Raw genomic sequence first — 20030 nt, 5'->3', positions numbered from 1 at the left:
AATTATTTTTGTCTTGCTATTTTCACTAATTTAATAATGCCATAAAATATAGCACAAAACTCTATAAAAGTACCTAGAGTTAATAGCAAGCTTCCGTTTGGCCAATGTTGTATTTTAAATAATGCGCCTACAATTGTTAATCCAATACCTAATAACAAAATAAGAAAAGGCACTAATAATTGTTTTAGCTTCATCTTAAAATAGACTTTTTATAATCTGCTCTATAGTGACTCCTTCAGCTTCTGCTTTATAATTTTTAATCATTCTGTGACGTAAAATACTTGTTGCTACAGCTTGAACGTTTTCTATATCTGGAGAAAACTTACCATTTACGGCTGCATGAGTTTTTGCTGCTAATATTAAATTTTGAGAAGCTCTTGGTCCTGCTCCCCAATCTACATATTGCTTTACTAAATCTGAAGCAGCATCACTATGTGGTCTTGTTTTACCAACCATAGTTACTGCATATTCTATGACATTATCCGCTACAGGAATACGTCTTATTAACTGCTGAAAATCTGTTATTTCTTTAGCTGTAAATAATGCATTAACTTTAGGTTTATGGTCTGATGTGGTAGCTTTAACGACATCTACTTCTTCCTGAAATGTTGGATAATCTAAATTTATAGCAAACATAAAACGGTCTAATTGTGCTTCTGGAAGTGGATATGTCCCTTCCTGCTCAATTGGGTTTTGGGTTGCTAATACAAAATAAGGTAAATCTAATTTATAATGATGACCTGACACTGTAACTGCACGCTCTTGCATTGCTTCTAATAAAGCAGCTTGAGTTTTTGGAGGTGTACGGTTAATCTCATCTGCTAAAATAATATTAGCAAAAATAGGTCCTTTTATAAATTTAAATTGTCTGTTTTCGTCAAGGATTTCACTTCCTAAAATGTCACTTGGCATTAAATCTGGAGTAAACTGTATGCGTTTAAAATCCAATCCTAAAGCTTGAGAAATTGTATTAACCATTAGTGTTTTGGCTAAACCTGGAACACCAATTAACAACGCGTGACCACCAGAAAAAATAGAAATTAAAATCTGATTTACAACATCGTCTTGACCAATTATTACTTTGGCAACTTCTTGTCTTAATGAATTGTATTTAGTTACTAGAGATTTTACTGCTGCAACGTCTGACATATGTTTTATTAGTTTTTTAACCAGTTACTTGAAAAGTCACAATCTCTGTGAGACTCGCTAATTTTAATATAAGTATCGTTAATTTTCTCGTTTTGCCACTTACCAATAGCGTCGTATTGCTTTTCGTTTAAAGCTAGTTCTTTAATTTTTAAATAATCACGTGCGTAATCTGCATCATGCTCGTCAATTCTATCTGTAACTGTTACTAACTTAAACTTAATGTTTCCTTGTCTGTCTGTATCAGTCAAGACTTCACTTATTGTATTATTTTCTAGATCTTGTAATTGACCATATAATTCAGGATCCATTTTTGTTAATTCGAAATTATAATCCTGAGTTTGAGGGTTAATTAATTGACCGCCTTGAAATTTAGTTTCTTTTTCATCACTAAACTCTAAAGCTGCTTCGGCAAAAGTATAATCACCATTAGCTATTTCTGTTTTAATTTTTTCAATCTTTTCTTTCGCTTCTAACACTTCTTCGTCAGAGATTTCTGGAACTAATAAAATGTGACTTACATCATATTCTTGACCTCTAATTTTTTCAAGGTATATAATATGATACCCAAAGTCTGTTGCAAAAGGTTCTGAAATTTCACCTTCTTGTAATGAGAATGCAACATCTCTAAATTCTTTTACCATTCTTGGTGTAGAACGTACCATTGGAGGTAATTTTCCTCCTGATCTTTTTGATCCTGGATCATCAGAATAAAAGGCTGCTCTTGATCTAAAACTTTTTCCGTCTTCTTCAACTTCTCTTTTAAATTCTTTTAATCTATCAATAACACGTTGCTTCTCAGTTTCGCTAACTTTAGGCTCAATTACAATTTGTGCTACTTTAAGTTCTGTTCCAAATCTTGGTCTTTCTGCTTTTGGAATGTCATTAAAAAACTGTCTTACTTCTTCTGGAGTTACTTCTACTTCGTCTACAATTTTTTTCTTCATTTCTGAAGCTAACTTGTTACTCTTGTTAATTTCAAACATTTCTTCTCTGAAACTAGCTTCGTCTTCTTTGTTGTAGAATTTAAGTAATTCATCCATATTACCATTAGTTTGTTGTAAAAACTGCTCTACTTGTTGGTCAACGTATGATTTTATTTCTGCATCACTAACTACAATACTATCTTGTATGGCATGGTGTGCATATAATTTGTCTTCTAATAATTTACCAAATAACTGGCAACGTGTTACACCTTGTAAGGATGCGCCTTGTGCCTTTAATTGTAAAATCATTTTATCTACATCACTATCTAAAACAATGTAATCTCCAACTACTGCAGCTACACCATCAACTTTAGTTGCTCCTGTTGTTAAAGTAGAATCTATAGTTTTTTCTGGAGCTGTCTCTTCAATAATCTCTTGGGCAGAAGCAGTAAAACTTGCTAATAATAAAAACGTAAAAGCTGTTAACGTTTTAGATTTAATTGTAAATTTCAAATTGTTTGTTTTTAATGGCATCTTTAGTAATGTCCTTTTCTAATTGTTTAATCAATTCCAGTTTTCGTTTATTAATAACGATTTGGTTAATGGTTGGTCTTACGTACTCTAATGGAGCTGTTTCGTTTCGTAACAACACATCATTTATTTGCATCAAATATAATCCTAATGAATCTTTGAGTTGTATAAAATTAGATTTTTTTAACAATTCATTTCGATTTTCAGGTTGTACTGCTGCAATTTTATTTATAACTTGGTCTACTCTAATCCAAACTGAATCTTTTAATGAATACGTTTTAAATTGGATGGATATAGAATCTAATTCCTTTTTATCCTCTACATTAAAACGCTTAAACTTAGTTTTAACATCATCAAGATCTAACCTATTAGCATCAACATTAATATATCTAAATTTTATTAAGTCTTCGTTTAATTTAAAAGCCTCTTTATTAGTATCATAATATATTGTTGCTTCTTGATTTGAAACTGTTGTATCTATGTTTTTAGACACTAAAGCTTCTAAATATGCTTTACTATATAAATCGCTTTTATATTGTTGGACTAGCCTATCAAATTTTTCTAATTTAGAATCTGTTAAGTTGACTTGAGCATTTTGAACAAGTAATTGCTGTGTTGCCCATTTATTAATAAAATTATTAGCAAAAATGGTACTATCAGATGCGTTCAAATTTTCAGGCAATACCTTTTTTAAATCTTTATGATATAAAAACGCATCCTCTACTCTAGCAATTGCTTCATCTTGCTGTACTGGTTTAAAATAGTCACAAGACCATAAAACACTAACTAATAATACTATGTAGATTATTTTTTTCAAAATTATTTAAGTTCTTCTTTGACTTGTTTTAAAGCGTCTTGATTAATTTTTACTGTGTATTTTTTAGCTAATTTTTCTAACCATTCTTTTTCAATTTTAGCTTGATAATCTGCAATAACATTACCTTTTGACTCTTCAAAAGTTTTGGCTGTTTTTGGTAATACACTTATAATTTGAACAACACTATAAGCATCATTATGTTTAAATACTTTTGAAACTCCAGTCTTTATATCTAACCCTTTTGGTAAAGCCTGATGATTTATATTTAATGTATCAGTAATAAAACTAACGTTGATTTTTGAATCAGAATTTAATTGTTGTTTAATCTGATCTACAGTCATACTTTTACTTAATAGTTTTGCTGTTTTTTTGATTATACTTTTCTCTGCTGAAGATGCTACAATTGCATCTACTCTTACATCATAAAAATAATTGTCTTTATGTGCATTGTAAAAGGATTGCAATCCAACCGAATCCTGTTTTGAAACATTCCAAATTTGTGTTTCCATAAGGTCAAATAACAATAAACCGTCTCTATATTCGCCTAAAATATGAGCGTATTCCTCATTTTCATTTTCTAAGTTTTCTTCTTGATAAGCTTTTAAATGACTTTCTAAAAACACTTTGTAGTTGTTTTTAACTAATTGGCTTACATCTATTTTTGACTGACGTTGACGTTGGCTTTTTGCCAAAAACTTAGCAAAATCCATGTATGTTAATGGCTTATCTTTAATGCTTACTAAAACCGTTTCGTTTTTAAAATGATCTGGAATAACCCAACTGCTTTTAAAGTAACTATCATTTAAAATAGCTTCAATTGGTTCTAGATTTGGTAAAGTCGTTGATACGTTATATTTAGCATATAATGCTTGTATACGCTTATCATTTATAACTTTAGACCTTGAGTCGCGCTTGATTTTGTTTTTTAATTCAGGTTCAAGTTCTTCAAAAGACTTAATTCCTTTTTTATCAATAAGTTTAACAATGTGATAACCAAATTCTGATTTAAAAGGTTTACTTACATCGTTTATATTTTTTAATCCAAAAGCAACTTCTTCAAAAGCTTTAGAACTTAATTGTCCAGACGAAAACGTATTAAGTTGTCCTCCTTTACTACTTGAGCTTTTATCTTCAGAAAATTGTTTTGCTAAGGCATCAAAAGCTTCCCCTTGTTGGATGCGTTTATAAATTTCTTCAATACGTTCTTGTGCTGTTTGCTGTCCATCTTTATCTGTAAGCATAATATGTGCAACAGTAAGGTCTCCTCTATTTTTTCTTTTATCTTTTACAAGAACAACATGAAAACCAAACTGCGTTCTAAACGGTTGTGACCATTGTCCAACAGCTGTATTGTACGCAGCAGTTTCAAATGGATACACCATTTTAAAAGCTGTAAAATAACCTAACTGCTCAGCAAAAATAGTACGTCCATTATGTACATCTTGCTTTATAACTTTAAAGCCTTCATTTATAACACGACCTCTAAGCTTTTGAATTTCTTGATAGGCTAAAATAGAATCTTGTGGACTAGCATTTTCTTCTATTCTAACTAAAATATGATTAGCATCAATCTCTGTCAATAAGCGTTGATAAGCTTCTTCTACTAATTGATTTGTAACTTTATTATCGTTTAAATAATTTTTGGCTAATTGGTTTTTATAGTTACCAAACTCTCTAATATAAGAAGTTTTTTTGTCCAAATCTAAAGCTCTAGCTTCTGCGATTTTCAACTTATACTTTATAAATAAATCTAAGTAATTATCAATATCTTTTTGTGTATCGTCCTTAACTAAATCTAAATTTTTATTATAAACACGCTTAAAATCAGAAGCATAGACTGGCACCTCATTAACAGTAAACAATACAGACTTATTTTGCGCCTTAACCATAAGATTGGAGACAAAAAAAACAAATAATGTTAAGCGTAACATATTCAATTTCATAAAAAGCTTAGTTTAATTAGCAATGTCTGCAAAAATAGCAATATTACACTATAATACAAGCACTTTTGACAGTGATACAATAAACAACTTATTACATGATAAATAAGTAAACTATTTGTTAATTTTAATCTAAAATTAGCATTTCACATTTTAACTCAACAATTAGCTAAAAACTTTAAATTAAAACTAAATTGTACTTAATCGGTAATCTTTATATCCTTAGCAATTGTAATCGGTAAATACAGTAATATTTTATATTTTTATGCCATATCCCAAAATATGAAATACACTACACAAATTATCATAAACAAATCTGTTGAAGATTGTTTTGCTTTATTAAAAAATCATGACAACATGAAGTATTGGCAAGATGGCTTATTAAGTTACGAGCATCTGTCAGGTGAACCTGGTATGGTTGGAGAAGCTATTAAAATTAATTATGCGTTTGGGAAACGTCTAATGAGTGTTAAAGAAACTATAACCAAAATAGAAGAAAATTGTGTTTTAAATTTTAATTTTGACACTAATAACATGCATAATATTCAGGAAAATTATTTTGAGATCATAGATGAAAACACTACTAAATGGTCTTGTATAAATCAATTTGTACCTACCCAATTTAGTTCACGATTAATGATGCTGTTAATGCCTAAAGCATTTAAAAAACAGTCTAAAAAATATTTAATTGATTTTAAGGCTTTCGCCGAAAAGCAAACAGATAGTAAACAATAATAATGAGACAACTTAAACTAATTTGGGATTTTAGAGGACCTGATGCCTTAAAAATAGCAGAACACCACGTCATACATCTTAAAGAGTATATAGCTATTGAAAACACTCAAATAAACATCACAGGTGTTGAAGCTATTAATGATATGCATTGTATTGCATATATGGTAGTAAATGAAAGCGAAATGAAACCAATTCGTGACGCATTAAAACCGCATCGTGGACAGGTATATCAACCATAATTAACAAAGGTTTAATACCATTTACTAATCCAGTAAACTACTAAAATTACTAAATTTGTAATGTTAACTTACATCTTAAAACAATGTAAGTTTAAGTATAAATTATCGACTTATTTTGCAACATTACAAACTAACTTAAGGTTAACATCAAACCTATTAAAGTTCAAACTTTATGACAGACAATAACTTATTAAATTATATAAAAGACGTATTAAATAATAAACCTGAAGGTTGGTTAAGTACCACAACTCACAGATTAGATATTTATAACGAAGCTTTAGCAAAGGTTCAGTTTTTAGAACTTTTTGAAACGCTTTACAACGACAATAATTCAGAAACCTCAGCTTTAGAGAATCTTCCAACTGCTTATGACTACATACGCCTTGGCCATCCTTTATCTTGTGTTTTAGAGTGGTCTATTGCAAAATTAAATAACATTAGTGCTCAAAATGTAATAAGCTTTGACTCTCAAACAGTACCAATCTTAGCGGTTTTAAGAAAAAATCTGTTAGATAATAAAAACACTCAAATTAATTATATTGGTCAATTACCAGAAGTGTTTAATGCCGATAGTATTAAAAGTGTTTACGGTTATAATTTTGAACTAAAACAGGTGAAAAATATTAATGACATTTCTGATTTTGATGGAAGTACTATTTTTATAGCTGAAGATAAACACATTGGAACAATAAACTTAATTGATACAGTTGATTTTTACATTAATCTACATGGAGCTTTAGGAAGTGTTTTAATAGTAAATGGATCAGATAACGACCATTATATTTCTGACATACAACATGTACGTCGTCGTGAAACTGTTGCAATGACTCCGTCCAATACTCTATTAGCTTTACAAGCTTTGGCAAATCAAGCTAATTACAATACTCCTGAAAGCAACCAACAGAATAAAACAGCTGTTACAGAGGCAATTAAAACCGTTACAGGATCCAATACAAAAGCATTAGTAGCATCAAGTGGATTATCTATTCAATATGCTATTTTAATGGGATTAATTGATGATGCTAAACAAAACCACAAGGGTAAAGACATCAAAATAGTAGTTCCACCCAATTGTTATGGAGGAACAAATGACCAAGCACGTCGTGTTGCTGCTTGTATTGACAATGTATCCATTGTTGATTTATTAGTAGATGGTGATAATGATATGGTACAAAGTATAGATAATGTATTAAACACTATTGCAAAGCAAGACGCTGTCCCATTAATAATTGCCGAAATACCAACAAATCCAAGAGTTGAAGTTCCGGATTTAATACAATTAAAAGCTGCTTTAACTAAAGTGCGTCAAACACCAAACGGACAAAATGCTATTGATCCTGTTTTTATTTTGGATCAAACGTTTTGCCCAAATGTTCAGTTTTTAGGAGAAGATAAAATATTAGCTTCGGTTAGAACTATATCTTTTGCTAGTGGATCTAAGTTTCCTAGTGGAGGACAATGTACAGCTGGATATTGTATTGGTAACACTAAGACTTTCGATTTAATCGAAAAAATAGAACAACATTTATTATTGTGTGATAACGAAGCAACCGCTTTACAATATGAGATTTTAGCAAAACAGTTACCATCTATGAACCAAAGAATTGCTGATGCGTATACTAACACTCGTGATTTTGTAACATTTATACAAGAGGCGTTACCTGATGCTAAAATCAATTTTGTATCAGAAGAGTTAGCCTCACAAGGCTTTACTCCTTCAGTATTTTCTTTAGATCTTCCAACAAAAGGAAACACAGCTGAAGAAAAAGAAACTTATAAGAGAGCACTTAACTTAAAATTAATTAATTTAATGATTACTGAGATTCCTGATCAAAGTAAATTTTGCGTTAGTTATGGACAGTTAAAAGGTTGTTATTGGACTATTCCTGCAACCTCAACACAAGGTACAACCAAAGAAGGTGATAAAGATTATATTGTACGTGCATCATTATCTCCAAATTTAGATTTAGAACTACATAAAAAAGTTTTTAAAGACTTTGTAAATAACCTATAATAGATATAAAAAACACAACTTTATAAGTTGTGTTTTTTATTTAAACTAATTTTAAAATCGTAACAAAATCATGTCAAAAAGCCAATTCAACTTAATTTTCAAAAAGAAATTTATTTACCTAATTGCAATTACTATTTTAGGTTTTTCCTGCGCAAACTCTAAAACAACTAAAGACAAAACCTGTCCTAATCAAGTAAATGGTAAATTAGTTAACATGACTGGACTAGATGGTTGTGGTTGGATGATTGTATTAGAAAACAATAAAAAAGTTAATCCCATTAACTTGAAAAAGTTTGATATTACATTGGAACATCAAAAGAAAATAACTTTTAACTATACAGTAATCAAAGACAGAATGGATATTTGTATGGCTGGTCAAATTGTAGAAATAAATTGTATTACACCTTTATAAAATCGTTATACAAATGCTAAAAAGCTGTTAAACAGATTAAGCCATTTTATATAAAATTAGATAAAACGTACCTTGTAATTATCAATTATTAAATATTAAATCATGACATTTAAACATTTAAATGATGACACTAAAATACCTATCGCAGGCTTCGGAACTTATAAATGTACAGAACAAGAAGGTATTCAATCTGTTGCCAATGCCATAGCAAAAGGTTATAGATTATTTGACACTGCTGCTATTTATGGTAATGAAGAAGCTGTAGCACAAGGCATCAAAAAAAGTGGAATCGACAGAAAAGAATTATATATTACTACTAAACTTTGGCGAGAAAACTTAAATTATAACGAAGCTAAAGCTGAATTTAATAAATCTCTTAAAAAATTAAATTTAGATTATATCGATCTTTACCTTATCCATTGGCCTGCAAATGCTAAAAACTATAATGAATGGGAACACGCTAATGCGGAAAGCTGGCGTGCTATGGAAGAATTACAAGCTGAAGGTAAAATCAAATCCATTGGAGTCAGTAATTTTTTTCAAGAGCACTTAGAAGCTTTATTTAAAACAGCTAATGTTATACCTGCTGTAAATCAAATCGAGTTCCATCCTGGATATTGGCAAGAAAAATTAACCTCGTATTGTAAATCTAAAAATATTGCAGTACAATCTTGGTCTCCCTTAGCCAGAGGTCGCGTGTTTGACAATCAAATATTAATAGACATTGCTAAAAAACATAAAAAATCTATTCCGCAAATTTGCTTAAGATGGGTTTTACAACACGACGTAATTGTAATTCCTAAATCTACATCACCTCAACGCATGGAGGAAAACTTAAATATATTTGATTTTGAGTTATCAACTTCAGAAATGGAACAAATCAATACTATACCAAAATTAGGTTTTAGTGGAGAGCATCCTAACTTCTGGCCAGATCGTATAAAATAAGTTAAGTTAATTAAATCACAAAAACAGACAGACCTGTCTGTTTTTGTGATATTTTTATATATTTGCAATATGAAACATGCTGAAGTAAAAAATAAAATTACGGAAACTGCTTCGTTTTTATTTTATAAAAACGGTTACAACTCTACTGGAATAAATCAAATTATTGCAGAAGCAGGTATTGCTAAAGCAACACTTTACAATCATTTTAAATCTAAAGAAGATATATGTTTAGCATATCTTAAGCATAAAAACGTAAACTTTTTACAAAATTTTGAAGCTTTTACAACTTCTAAACCTAAAGGTGAAGATCAGATTTTAGCCATTTTTGATTTTCTTAATTTATTTTATCAAGATAAAGATTTTAATGGCTGTTGGTGTATTAAAACGGTTTCGGAAATACCAAAAGATAATGAAAATATTAGACATGAGATTCAATCTCAAAAAAACAGCTTCATTTCAATTATAAAAAAATTAGTTTCAAATAATCTAGAACATATCAAAACACAACAAATTGATACTTTATCTAGACAAATATATTTGTTATATGAAAGTGCTGTTGGCGAAAGCCACCTTCATCAAGAGGATTGGCCTATAAAAGAGGCAAAAAACTTATGTCAAAAAATAATAACTTAAAAAAATTTACAAAAAACAAGACAGACTTGTCTGTCTTTATTTAACAATTAAAACAAGAATAAAATGAAAGAATTTGAAAACAAAGTAGCTTTAATCATTGGTGGAACTAGTGGAATTGGTAATGCAACAACTAACACATTGTTAGAAGGAGGAGCAACAGTACATGTTGTAGGAAGAAATACAAGTAAAATTGATGATGCTCCAAACTTAATTAAGCATACAGTAAATATCTCTGACACAACTGAAGTAAATAGGTTAATTGAAGATGTAAATGCATTAGACAATTTAGATTATCTAGTTAATGCTTCAGGTATATTTGGACCAAAACCTTTTTTAGATCATACGATGGAAGACTACAATTCATATTTAGATTTAAATAGAGGTTTCTTTTTTATTACACAAAGTGCTGCAAAAAAAATGAAAGCAACACAAGGAGGAGCTATAGTTAATGTAGGATCAATGTGGGCAAAACAGGCAATTAAAGCTACGCCATCGTCTGCATATTCTATGCAAAAAGCAGGTTTACATTCTTTAACTCAACATTTAGCAATGGAATTAGCAGAAGATAACATTCGTGTTAACGCTGTATCACCAGCATTAGTTAATACACCAGTATACCATAATGTTTTTGGTAGTGAGGCTGCTGCCAAAGAAGCTTTAGTAGGATTTAACGATTTTCATCCAATAGGACGTTATGGAGAATCTAAAGATATTGCCAACAGCATTGTTTATTTACTATCCGATAAAGCCTCATGGGTAACTGGAGCAATTTGGGATACCGATGGAGGTGTAATGGCTGGAAGAAATTAACTAGATTATAACTTAGTTACAAGCCATAATCTAAAACATCATGATTATGGCTTAATTATTAAACTTATTAAAACTACCCTTAATATAACATATCATGAAAAACATATTAACAGTATTAATATTAACCTTACTTATTACATCTTGTAAAGTTAATGACGCTAATGTAAACCTAACACAACAACATGCTAATATTGATACTACAGTAAAATATAAATCCATAGAAGTAGATGGTATTAACATAGCATATCGTGAAGCTGGTAACCCAAATAATAGCACCATAGTATTATTACACGGTTTTCCGGCATCTTCATTTCAATACAGAAAGGTATTAAATCAATTATCAGATAAATATCACTTAATTGCACCAGACTATCCTGGCTTTGGCAATAGTGACTTTCCTAGTAGTCAAAAATTCAACTATACATTTGATAATATAGCGATTATAATTAGTAAGTTTCTGAAACAAAAAAAATTAATCAATATGCTATAATGATTCAAGATTATGGTGCTCCTATTGGGTTTAGATTAGCTACTGAAAACCCTGATAAAATTACAGCAATTATTAATCAAAATGGAAATGCATACAAAGAAGGTTTAGGTGAAGCTTGGTCGGATATAAAAGCACTTTGGAATAATAGAAATGAAACTACAGAAAAGGCATTATTACCTGCTTTTTCTTTAGAAGGTTTAAAGTGGCAATACACACATGGAGTAAGAGATACTAAAACCGTTGACCCTGATACTTATAATTTAGATTATTACAGATTATCAAGACCAAACGCACATGCTGTAAACTTAGACTTATTTTACGACTACCAAAACAATGTTAAACTCTACCCTAAATGGCAACAATATTTAAGAGATAATCAACCACCATTATTAATAGTTTGGGGTAAAAATGATGCGTTTTTTCCAGAAAGCGGTGCTCAAGCTTTTAAAAAAGATGTGAAAAATGTTGATTTTAATATTTATGATACTGGACATTTTGCTTTAGAAGAAGATGGAAATGCTATTATAAAAAAAATAAGGACCTTTATGCAAAAGCAAAATTTATAATATGAAACAGTTTTTTATATTTATTACACTTATTCTTTTATTATCTGGATGTAATACTAAAAGTAGCAAAAAAGAGAATACATTTATTCTTCCTCCACAAACAACATATAATTATCAAGATATTGATAGTGTTAAATTATTTTATCGCGAAGCTGGAGACAAAACTAAACCTACAATAGTATTGTTACATGGCTACCCATCGTCCTCACATTCTTACCGTAATTTAATTCCAATGTTAGCAACTCAATATCACGTTATTGCTCCAGATAATTTAGGTTCTGGATATAGTACGCATTTGGACCCAAGTAATACTGTACATACTTTTGATTTATTAGCTAATTACACTCAAAAACTAATTGATACATTAAATATCAAAAAATATGTAATGTATATGCAGGATTTTGGTGCTCCAGTGGGCTACCGTATGATGATGAACAACCCAAAAAGAATCCAAGCTTTAATAATTCAAAATGCTAATGCTTATCTAGAAGGGTTAACACCAAAAAGACAAGATTTTTTTAGAACAGCACAAACAGATACTAGCAAAGTAAAACACGATTTTTTGTTTAGTTTAACAAGTAAAAATGCTATTATAAACAAACAATACTTATTTGATTTAGATAGTACAAATATTAATATACAAAGCCCTGATGCATGGACACATGATTTATCATTTTTAACTTCTGATAAGGATAGAGAAATACAGGTACAGTTATTTCAAGATTATAACACTAATTTATTACGCTATCCTAAATGGCAAAAAATGCTACAAATTAACCAACCAAAAACATTGATTACTTGGGGTAAAAAAGATTTAAAATTTAATTACAAAGGAGCCCAAACTTACCTTACACACTTACCTAATGCTGAATTGCATTTACTTGATGCAGGACATTTTGCTGCTGAAGAAAAAACGACTGAAATAGCCACATTAATCTTACAATTTTTAGACAAAAACAATATTAAATAATTAAGTATTTTAAATTAAGCATAACTTAATTGTTGTGCTTATAATGTGTTAAAATAAATAGATGAAAAGTTAAATGGTTTTGGCTTGTATAATAATTGATTATATTATTAATAGCATTAATATTAATAATTTTTATGACAAATACGATATACCCACAATCCACTATACCCAAAATAATACAAAATGAAATCGAAATTGCTTTATCATTTTATCCTGAATTAAAAGACACTTCTATTAATTTTGAGTTTAAGAAAAACATTAAAAAATCAACCATGCAAGCACAACCTAGTTTTGGTAGTTTTTTTAAGAAAAAAGGCAACAGATCCTATAATATTTTTATTAGTGAAACTGTTAAAATTTCAGGCGAAACCTTTTTTACTAAAGACATGCCTAAAGATGTTATTATAGGATGGATTGGTCACGAATTGGGTCATATTATGGATTACAGAAACCGAAGTAACAGTAATTTAATTTGGTTTGGTGTTAAGTATTTATTCTCAGACAGCCATATTGCTGAAGCAGAAAGAGCTGCAGACACTTATGCTGTTAAATCTGGTATGGAAAAATATATTTTGATTACAAAAGAGTTTATCTTAAGTCAAGCAAATATTGATGCGTCATATATTGCAAGAATCAAAAAATACTATTTATCTCCAGAAGAAATTATGGAACTAATACATCAACGCGACTTAGAAATCTCTAAATCTTAATATTTAACTACAAAATTTTCCCATTCTTTAAACTTATCTTCTCCCATAACACGTTCCATTTTAACTTGACCACCTTTTTTCTTGTTAGCACCACTCCAATCATGAAACACTTCAGGGCTTACTACTTCAACTTTTACACCTTCTAAAGCTTTACTTCTAGCAACTTTATAGTTTTTATTAGCGTCTTTCAAAAATTCATCTAAAACATTAGCAACAGTATCTGATGATAAATTATCAGAACCTAAATACCAAGAATGATAAAAACCATCATCAAAACGCTTAGCACATAATGTGTATTCAGGAATTGTAGTCTTAAATTTTTCTTCTAAAAACCTAATAGCGTCATCTAATTTATTAACTGATAGTTGAGAACCAACTGTATTTAAAAAGAATTTGGTACGACCTGTTATTTTTATTTCTGCTTTTTCAATATTTGTAAATTCAATAGTATCACCTATTAAATAACGCCAAGCTCCACTTACAGTACTTATTATTACAACATAATCCTGATCAAGTTCAACGTCTCTTAAAGTTAAACTTGGTGCATCTTGTGTTATGGATCCATCAGGATTTATGTATTCTGGCTTAAAGGGTACAAATTCAAAATAAATTCCGCCATTAGTTACTAACTGCATTGCTGTGGTTTCTGGTCTAGCTTGAAACGCTAAAAAGCCCTCTGAAGCTAAGTAAGTGTCTATAACAGTGACTGGTTTACCAAGTAAAGCATTGAAGCTTTTTTTATAAGGCCCAAAAGCGACACCTCCAGAAGTATACACTTGTAAATTTGGCCAAACCTGATGAATATTGTCTACTTTATGATAGTCTATAACCGTTTTAAGCATTAACTCCATCCATGAAGGAATACCACTTAGTGCTCCAATATCCCATTGTTTTGCACGTTTTGCTATTTGGACAACACGCTTATCCCAATCGTCTATTTTAGCAATCGCTTCGCCTGGTTTATAAAAGCCTTTAAACCATGATGGAATATTACTTGCAGTAATTCCGCTAATCTCACCTTCTAAATGATCATCCTTTTCTGTTAAATCGGTAGAACTACCTAACATCATCGCTTCTGTTGCAAAAAATTCTGCTGGTAAATCAAAATTACTAAGAGCAGTAACTTGATCGATTCCTGCTTGTTTGATAGCAGACAACATTGCGTCTGTTACAGGAATACGCTTACTGGTCTTTCCGGTTGTACCAGAACTTAATGCATAATAAGTTGGACTTCCTGGCCAAGTAACATCGTCTTCTCCTTCATGTAATTTAGACCACCAAGCTTCGTTAATTTGGTTATAATCAAAAAACGGAACTTGATTTGCAAAAGCTAAATTAGGAGTGTCTTGATTTAATATCGTTTCAAAATTATAGTGCTTACCAAACTGAGTATCTTTGGCTGTTTTTAAAAGCATTTCTAATACCTTTTCCTGTGCTTCAATTGGATTGACCTCTGGTGTTAAAGCATCCTTTAAATGAATAGCACCTTTTATAATATTACCTATAATTTCCATGGTTATGTAAATTAATTACTTGTGTTAATTCTAAAAGAAAAACTCTTCTAGTGAACAATAATTTGAAAATAGATATAAATATGCATTTACCAAGTTATCTTAAAGTAAAATTAACATTCTAAATAAACCATTAGAGTTTCAATTCAGCTCATATTTCAAGCAATTTGCAATAACATAATTAATTTTTAATAAAAAAAGCACAACTTTAAAAGTTGTGCTTTTTCTTTTTTATTTAAACAAGATACTATCTTGAGTAATTTGGAGCTTCTTTGGTGATAGTCACATCATGTGGATGACTCTCATTAATTCCTGAAGCTGTAATTTTAACAAATCGTCCTGTATCTTGTAAAGTAGCTACGTCTTTAGCGCCACAATAACCCATTCCTGCTCTTAAACCACCTATAAATTGGTGTAAACTTTCATATAAATCACCTTTATAAGGGACACGTCCAACAATACCTTCAGGTACTAATTTTTTAATATCATCTTCGACATCTTGGAAATAACGATCTTTACTTCCTTTTTTCATAGCTTCTACAGATCCCATACCTCTATACGACTTAAACTTACGTCCTTCGTATATAATTGTTTCTCCTGGACTTTCTTTGGTTCCTGCTAAAAGAGATCCTAACATAACAGTGTCTGCTCCTGCAGCTAAGGCTTTAGGTATATCACCTGTATAACGGATTCCTCCATCTGCAATTACTGGCACTCCACTTCCTTTTATAGCAGCTGCCACCTCTAATACTGCACTAAATTGAGGAAAACCTACACCAGCAACAACACGAGTTGTACAAATAGAGCCTGGTCCAATACCTACCTTTACTGCATCTGCTCCTGCGTCTACTAAATACTTTGCAGCTGCTCCTGTAGCAATATTACCTACTATAACTTCTAATTTAGGAAATTTAGATTTTATTTCTTTTAAAACACTGACTACACCTTTTGTATGTCCATGTGCAGTATCTATAACTATAGCATCAACATCTGCTTTTACTAAAGCTTCAGCACGATCAACAGCATCTCCAGTGACACCTATTGCTGCAGCAACACGTAAACGTCCAAAAGTATCTTTATTTGCTATAGGCTTTTGTGTGACTTTAGTTATATCTCTAAAGGTTATTAAACCTTCTAACTTATCACCTTCAACAATTAAAAGTTTTTCAATTTTATTTTGTTGTAATATTTTTTCAGCATCTTTTAATGATGTTCCAACAGGAGCTGTTACAAGCTTTTCACTAGTCATAACTTCAATAATTGGTCTACTATTTTCATGCTCAAAACGTAAGTCTCTGTTAGTAACAATACCTTTTAAAACTCCGTCTGTATCTACTATTGGGATTCCTCCAATGCTATGTTCTTTCATTGCATTTTTAGCATCACTTACAATAGCTGTTAATGGTAAAGTTACAGGATCTATAATCATACCACTTTCTGCACGTTTAACTTTACGTACTTTAGTCGCTTGTTGCTCTATAGTCATGTTTTTGTGCAACACACCAATACCTCCTTCTCTAGCCATAGCAATTGCCATTTGACTTTCTGTAACTGTATCCATAGCTGCAGAAACTATTGGTACGTTAATGGTAATATTTCTTGTAAATTTTGATTGAATGTTGACTTCGCGTGGAAGTACTTCTGAAAATGCTGGAACTAAAAGTACGTCATCATACGTTAGACCTTCTCCGACAATTTTGTTTTCGTGTGCTGTCATGTTGCAATTAGAATTAATTGCGTGTAAAGGTAATCATTATATTAATAGTAAAATACTTTTTAACAATCAGAATGAAAACTAAATATTTAATTCATTGATTTTAGAATTAAAATATAATCTTAAAATTTATTAAGATTTATTCTAAATAACTTGTTTTGTATTGAATCTAAAAATATATTTGCAACATTATTTTTATTAAGTCTAAATAACAACAAATGAAAACCAATTTTTAAAAACCACATTAGTACTTGGATTATCTTTATCTATATTTTCATGTAATAATGATGATGATACAATTACAGAAGACGCAAATGCAGTTAGTAAATCTGATGTGACTGCAACTTATGGTAACTTAGTGTACCAAACCTATTTAGATAGCTACAATAGTGCTTTAGATATGCAATCAGCTATTGAAGATTTTATAGCGACACCTTCTGAAGACAGTTTTATTGCTGCTAAGCAAACCTGGTTAGATGCAAGAGAATTTTACGGATTAACAGAAGCCTTTAGAGAAGCTGATGGACCTGTTGATACTGAATCTGAAACTTGGTCTTTAGGGACTGAGGGACAAATGAATGCTTGGCCAATTGATGAAAGTTACATTGATTATGTTGCTGATGGAACGGAAGAGTATGCTAACGATTATAACAGCATTATTGGTGACGATACTGTTAGTATTGATCAAGTAACAATTGCAGGATTAAATGAAAGTATAAACGACAAATCTATTAGTGCAGGATGGCACGCAATAGAATTCTTACTTTGGGGACAAGACAACACAATGCCAGTGGACGACTTACCAGGAACAAGAGCATTTACCGATTATACAACTGCTGATCATGCAGACAGACGCGCTTTATATTTACAAACAGCAACCGATTTACTTGTTAGCGATTTAAATGCTTTAACAACAACTTGGGCTACTGGAGGAACATACAGAGCTGTTTTTGAAAGCTTAGATCAAGATGTTGCCCTGAAACAATTAATAAATGGAGCCTTTTTTATTGCTGGTGACGAGTTAAGCTCTGAACGTATCATTGCTCCTGTAGATTCTACCGATGGTATTGGTGGATTAGGTCAAGAAGACGAACATTCTTGTTTTAGTGACAACACACATCGTGATATTTATGCTAATGCAAAAGGAGTTTACAATGTGATTTTTGGAGAATATAGTTCTGTTAGTGGTGCTTCTTTTTACGATTTAGTTAAACAAGCTAACCCAGCGCAAGCTGCAACTTTATTAATTGCTGCTGAAAATGCAATGGAAAAAGTAAATGCTATTGCTAATAACGCTCAACCATTTGATTATTTAATAACCTTAGAAAGCTCAACAGATTCTAATTTAGGAGTAGTTATGCAAAGTGTTGTGGCTCTTCAAGACTGGGCAGACGAAATCAGCGCATCTGCAACAGCTATAGGAATTAGCCTATAATTGATTTAAATATACAATGATTTAAAAATCTCGAATTAAGTTTCGAGATTTTTTCTGTTTTAAATATGTACACAATGAAATACCAATTATTAACACTTAGTCTAATTATTTTGACAGCAATAAGCTGCAAAAATGATGATAATTATATCGATATTGAAGCTCCTTTAAATGGATATATTGATGGAGAAGAATTATTAACTGGTGCACTAGGTGTTAACTCTACTAGTGGAAATGCGTTTGGATTTGAAATAGATGGATTATCCTTTCAAGAACAAGCTAAATTTGGAACTGGAAACTCTTTATTTAATCAAACATGGGTTTCTTCTCCAGCGTCTACAACAGCTAGAGATGGATTAGGTCCAACGTTTAACGCTCGTGCATGTGCAAACTGCCATTTTAAAGATGGTCGAGGTCAACCTTTAGTAAATGGACAAAATTCTAGCGGATTTTTAATGCGTGTTAGTTTAAATGGACAAGATGTTAATGGAGACGCAATTCCTGTACCAGGTTATGGGTTACAACTACAAGACCTCGCTAATAATGGTATACAATATGAAACCAAAGTTATTGTTAACTATCAAACTATAGAAGGGACTTATCCTGATGGAACAACTTACCAATTACAAAAACCAATTTATACGTTTCAAGACGAACAGTTTGGAAGCTTAGATGGTGTAAACACCTCTCCAAGAATTGGTCAACAAACCATTGGCTTAGGATTAATATCTGCTTTACCAGATATTGAAATCACTAAATTTGAAGATATTAATGATAGTAACAACGATGGTATCTCTGGTCGTGCTAATTTTGTATATAATTATGAAACCAATACAACAGACGTTGGTAAATACGGTTGGAAAGCTAATGCACCAACCTTAAAACAACAAGTAGCAGGTGCTTTTCATGGTGATATGGGATTAACTACTACAATTTTTAGCGAGCAAAATTGTCCGTCTCCACAACAAGACTGTTTTGATGCTCCTAACGGAGGAACTCCTGAAGTAACCGATGACCAATTGGATAAAGTCGTATTTTATCAAGCGCATTTAGCCGTACCTAATCGTCGTAATTATTTGGATGAAGATGTCATACAAGGACGTATATTATTTGATGAACTTAACTGTATCGCATGTCATGCTATTAACCAAACTACAGGTACTGAAGCAGAAAGCGAATTTTTAAAAAATGTAACAATCAAACCCTATTCGGATTTTTTATTGCACGATATGGGAGACGATTTAGCTGATAATCGAGACGATTTTAATGCCAACGGAAACGAATGGAGAACACAACCACTTTGGGGAATTGGATTAATTGAAACCGTTAATAACCACACCAACCTACTTCATGATGGTCGTGCTAGAAATATAGAAGAAGCTATTTTATGGCATGGTGGAGAAGCTGAAACTATTAAACAAAACTTCAAAAATTTATCTACTGAAAAACGTCAGCAATTAATTGATTTTGTAAACTCATTATAATT

18 protein-coding genes and 1 pseudogene are annotated in these 20030 nt (G+C 31.0%); 12 read left to right on the top strand and 7 right to left on the bottom strand.

What is annotated here, in order from left to right:
• Window positions 1-2: 2 nt before the first annotated feature.
• From AC0L4B_RS09520 to AC0L4B_RS09500, 5 genes are read right to left on the bottom strand one after another with little or no spacing between them, the layout of a single operon-like run.
• Window positions 3-194 (bottom strand): GldL-related protein, encoded by a 192-nt coding sequence (locus AC0L4B_RS09520; protein ID WP_473436716.1) that lies wholly within the window; start codon window positions 192-194, stop codon window positions 3-5.
• A 1-nt stretch (window position 195) separates the two neighbouring features.
• Window positions 196-1149 (bottom strand): AAA family ATPase, encoded by a 954-nt coding sequence (locus AC0L4B_RS09515; RefSeq protein WP_473436715.1) that lies wholly within the window; start codon window positions 1147-1149, stop codon window positions 196-198.
• An 8-nt stretch (window positions 1150-1157) separates the two neighbouring features.
• Complete coding sequence (locus AC0L4B_RS09510) at window positions 1158-2606, bottom strand: peptidylprolyl isomerase (protein ID WP_473436714.1); 1449 nt, start codon at window positions 2604-2606, stop codon at window positions 1158-1160.
• Window positions 2569-3420, bottom strand: coding sequence for a peptidyl-prolyl cis-trans isomerase (locus tag AC0L4B_RS09505; RefSeq protein WP_473436713.1), 852 nt, complete (start codon window positions 3418-3420; stop codon window positions 2569-2571). The genes AC0L4B_RS09510 and AC0L4B_RS09505 overlap by 38 nt, the downstream gene beginning before the upstream one ends.
• 2 nt (window positions 3421-3422) lie before the next feature.
• Complete coding sequence (locus tag AC0L4B_RS09500) at window positions 3423-5309, bottom strand: peptidylprolyl isomerase (RefSeq protein WP_473436712.1); 1887 nt, start codon at window positions 5307-5309, stop codon at window positions 3423-3425.
• Window positions 5310-5642: 333 nt separating this feature from the next.
• Between AC0L4B_RS09500 and AC0L4B_RS09495 the strand changes: the two genes are divergently transcribed.
• The 10 genes and pseudogenes from AC0L4B_RS09495 (at window position 5643) to AC0L4B_RS09450 (ending at window position 13887) form a co-directional block, all read left to right on the top strand.
• On the top strand, window positions 5643-6095 hold the full coding sequence (locus AC0L4B_RS09495) for an SRPBCC family protein (protein WP_473436711.1): 453 nt from the start codon (window positions 5643-5645) through the stop codon (window positions 6093-6095).
• Between the two features lie 2 nt (window positions 6096-6097).
• Window positions 6098-6334 (top strand): hypothetical protein, encoded by a 237-nt coding sequence (locus AC0L4B_RS09490; RefSeq protein WP_473436710.1) that lies wholly within the window; start codon window positions 6098-6100, stop codon window positions 6332-6334.
• Window positions 6335-6506: 172 nt separating this feature from the next.
• Window positions 6507-8348: a PLP-dependent aminotransferase family protein gene (locus tag AC0L4B_RS09485; RefSeq protein ID WP_473436709.1), complete on the top strand. Its 1842-nt coding sequence runs from the start codon at window positions 6507-6509 to the stop codon at window positions 8346-8348.
• A 70-nt stretch (window positions 8349-8418) separates the two neighbouring features.
• Window positions 8419-8760 carry a hypothetical protein gene (locus AC0L4B_RS09480; RefSeq protein WP_473436708.1) on the top strand — a complete coding sequence of 114 codons (342 nt, stop codon included), beginning with the start codon at window positions 8419-8421 and terminating at the stop codon, window positions 8758-8760.
• Window positions 8761-8862: 102 nt separating this feature from the next.
• Window positions 8863-9708: an aldo/keto reductase gene (locus AC0L4B_RS09475; RefSeq protein WP_473436707.1), complete on the top strand. Its 846-nt coding sequence runs from the start codon at window positions 8863-8865 to the stop codon at window positions 9706-9708.
• Window positions 9709-9777: 69 nt separating this feature from the next.
• Window positions 9778-10341, top strand: a complete 564-nt coding sequence (locus AC0L4B_RS09470; protein ID WP_473436706.1) for a TetR/AcrR family transcriptional regulator — start codon at window positions 9778-9780, stop codon at window positions 10339-10341.
• Window positions 10342-10404: 63 nt separating this feature from the next.
• Window positions 10405-11151 (top strand): SDR family NAD(P)-dependent oxidoreductase, encoded by a 747-nt coding sequence (locus tag AC0L4B_RS09465; RefSeq protein WP_473436705.1) that lies wholly within the window; start codon window positions 10405-10407, stop codon window positions 11149-11151.
• Window positions 11152-11245: 94 nt separating this feature from the next.
• Window positions 11246-12207 (top strand): annotated as a pseudogene (locus AC0L4B_RS09460) (alpha/beta fold hydrolase).
• Window position 12208: 1 nt separating this feature from the next.
• A complete protein-coding gene (locus AC0L4B_RS09455; protein ID WP_473436704.1) occupies window positions 12209-13177 on the top strand; it encodes an alpha/beta fold hydrolase in 969 nt (322 codons plus the stop codon).
• A gap of 134 nt (window positions 13178-13311) precedes the next feature.
• Complete coding sequence (locus AC0L4B_RS09450) at window positions 13312-13887, top strand: hypothetical protein (protein ID WP_473436703.1); 576 nt, start codon at window positions 13312-13314, stop codon at window positions 13885-13887.
• Here AC0L4B_RS09450 and AC0L4B_RS09445 read toward each other — a convergent pair.
• Together AC0L4B_RS09445 and guaB are read right to left on the bottom strand one after the other, a co-directional pair.
• Window positions 13884-15401, bottom strand: a complete 1518-nt coding sequence (locus tag AC0L4B_RS09445; protein ID WP_473436702.1) for a GH3 family acyl-acid amido synthetase — start codon at window positions 15399-15401, stop codon at window positions 13884-13886. The two genes, AC0L4B_RS09450 and AC0L4B_RS09445, sit on opposite strands and share 4 nt — an antisense overlap.
• A gap of 244 nt (window positions 15402-15645) precedes the next feature.
• Window positions 15646-17115: an IMP dehydrogenase gene (guaB, locus tag AC0L4B_RS09440; RefSeq protein WP_473436701.1), complete on the bottom strand. Its 1470-nt coding sequence runs from the start codon at window positions 17113-17115 to the stop codon at window positions 15646-15648.
• Window positions 17116-17446: 331 nt separating this feature from the next.
• Between guaB and AC0L4B_RS09435 the strand changes: the two genes are divergently transcribed.
• Together AC0L4B_RS09435 and AC0L4B_RS09430 are read left to right on the top strand one after the other, a co-directional pair.
• On the top strand, window positions 17447-18547 hold the full coding sequence (locus AC0L4B_RS09435; RefSeq protein WP_473436700.1) for an imelysin family protein: 1101 nt from the start codon (window positions 17447-17449) through the stop codon (window positions 18545-18547).
• 74 nt (window positions 18548-18621) lie between these two features.
• Entirely contained in the window at window positions 18622-20028 is a 1407-nt protein-coding gene (locus tag AC0L4B_RS09430; protein ID WP_473436699.1) for a di-heme oxidoreductase family protein, read from the top strand.
• The last annotated feature ends 2 nt before the right edge of the window (window positions 20029-20030 follow it).

This window comes from Olleya sp. NP1-10 (genome assembly GCF_055804415.1).
The sequence above is the reverse complement of the archived record's forward strand: the minus strand, read 5'-3'. Positions and strand labels throughout refer to the sequence as shown.

What these genes read in the sequence shown, in the direction of transcription:
- AC0L4B_RS09520 (WP_473436716.1), bottom strand. Translation starts at nt 194, where the DNA reads ATGAAGCTAAAACAATTATTAGTGCCTTTTCTTATTTTGTTATTAGGT.
- AC0L4B_RS09515 (WP_473436715.1), bottom strand. Translation starts at nt 1,149, where the DNA reads ATGTCAGACGTTGCAGCAGTAAAATCTCTAGTAACTAAATACAATTCA.
- AC0L4B_RS09510 (WP_473436714.1), bottom strand. Translation starts at nt 2,606, where the DNA reads ATGCCATTAAAAACAAACAATTTGAAATTTACAATTAAATCTAAAACG.
- AC0L4B_RS09500 (WP_473436712.1), bottom strand. Translation starts at nt 5,309, where the DNA reads ATGGTTAAGGCGCAAAATAAGTCTGTATTGTTTACTGTTAATGAGGTG.
- AC0L4B_RS09495 (WP_473436711.1), top strand. Translation starts at nt 5,643, where the DNA reads ATGAAATACACTACACAAATTATCATAAACAAATCTGTTGAAGATTGT.
- AC0L4B_RS09490 (WP_473436710.1), top strand. Translation starts at nt 6,098, where the DNA reads ATGAGACAACTTAAACTAATTTGGGATTTTAGAGGACCTGATGCCTTA.
- AC0L4B_RS09485 (WP_473436709.1), top strand. Translation starts at nt 6,507, where the DNA reads ATGACAGACAATAACTTATTAAATTATATAAAAGACGTATTAAATAAT.
- AC0L4B_RS09480 (WP_473436708.1), top strand. Translation starts at nt 8,419, where the DNA reads ATGTCAAAAAGCCAATTCAACTTAATTTTCAAAAAGAAATTTATTTAC.
- AC0L4B_RS09475 (WP_473436707.1), top strand. Translation starts at nt 8,863, where the DNA reads ATGACATTTAAACATTTAAATGATGACACTAAAATACCTATCGCAGGC.
- AC0L4B_RS09470 (WP_473436706.1), top strand. Translation starts at nt 9,778, where the DNA reads ATGAAACATGCTGAAGTAAAAAATAAAATTACGGAAACTGCTTCGTTT.
- AC0L4B_RS09465 (WP_473436705.1), top strand. Translation starts at nt 10,405, where the DNA reads ATGAAAGAATTTGAAAACAAAGTAGCTTTAATCATTGGTGGAACTAGT.
- AC0L4B_RS09455 (WP_473436704.1), top strand. Translation starts at nt 12,209, where the DNA reads ATGAAACAGTTTTTTATATTTATTACACTTATTCTTTTATTATCTGGA.
- AC0L4B_RS09450 (WP_473436703.1), top strand. Translation starts at nt 13,312, where the DNA reads ATGACAAATACGATATACCCACAATCCACTATACCCAAAATAATACAA.
- AC0L4B_RS09445 (WP_473436702.1), bottom strand. Translation starts at nt 15,401, where the DNA reads ATGGAAATTATAGGTAATATTATAAAAGGTGCTATTCATTTAAAGGAT.
- guaB (WP_473436701.1), bottom strand. Translation starts at nt 17,115, where the DNA reads ATGACAGCACACGAAAACAAAATTGTCGGAGAAGGTCTAACGTATGAT.
- AC0L4B_RS09430 (WP_473436699.1), top strand. Translation starts at nt 18,622, where the DNA reads ATGAAATACCAATTATTAACACTTAGTCTAATTATTTTGACAGCAATA.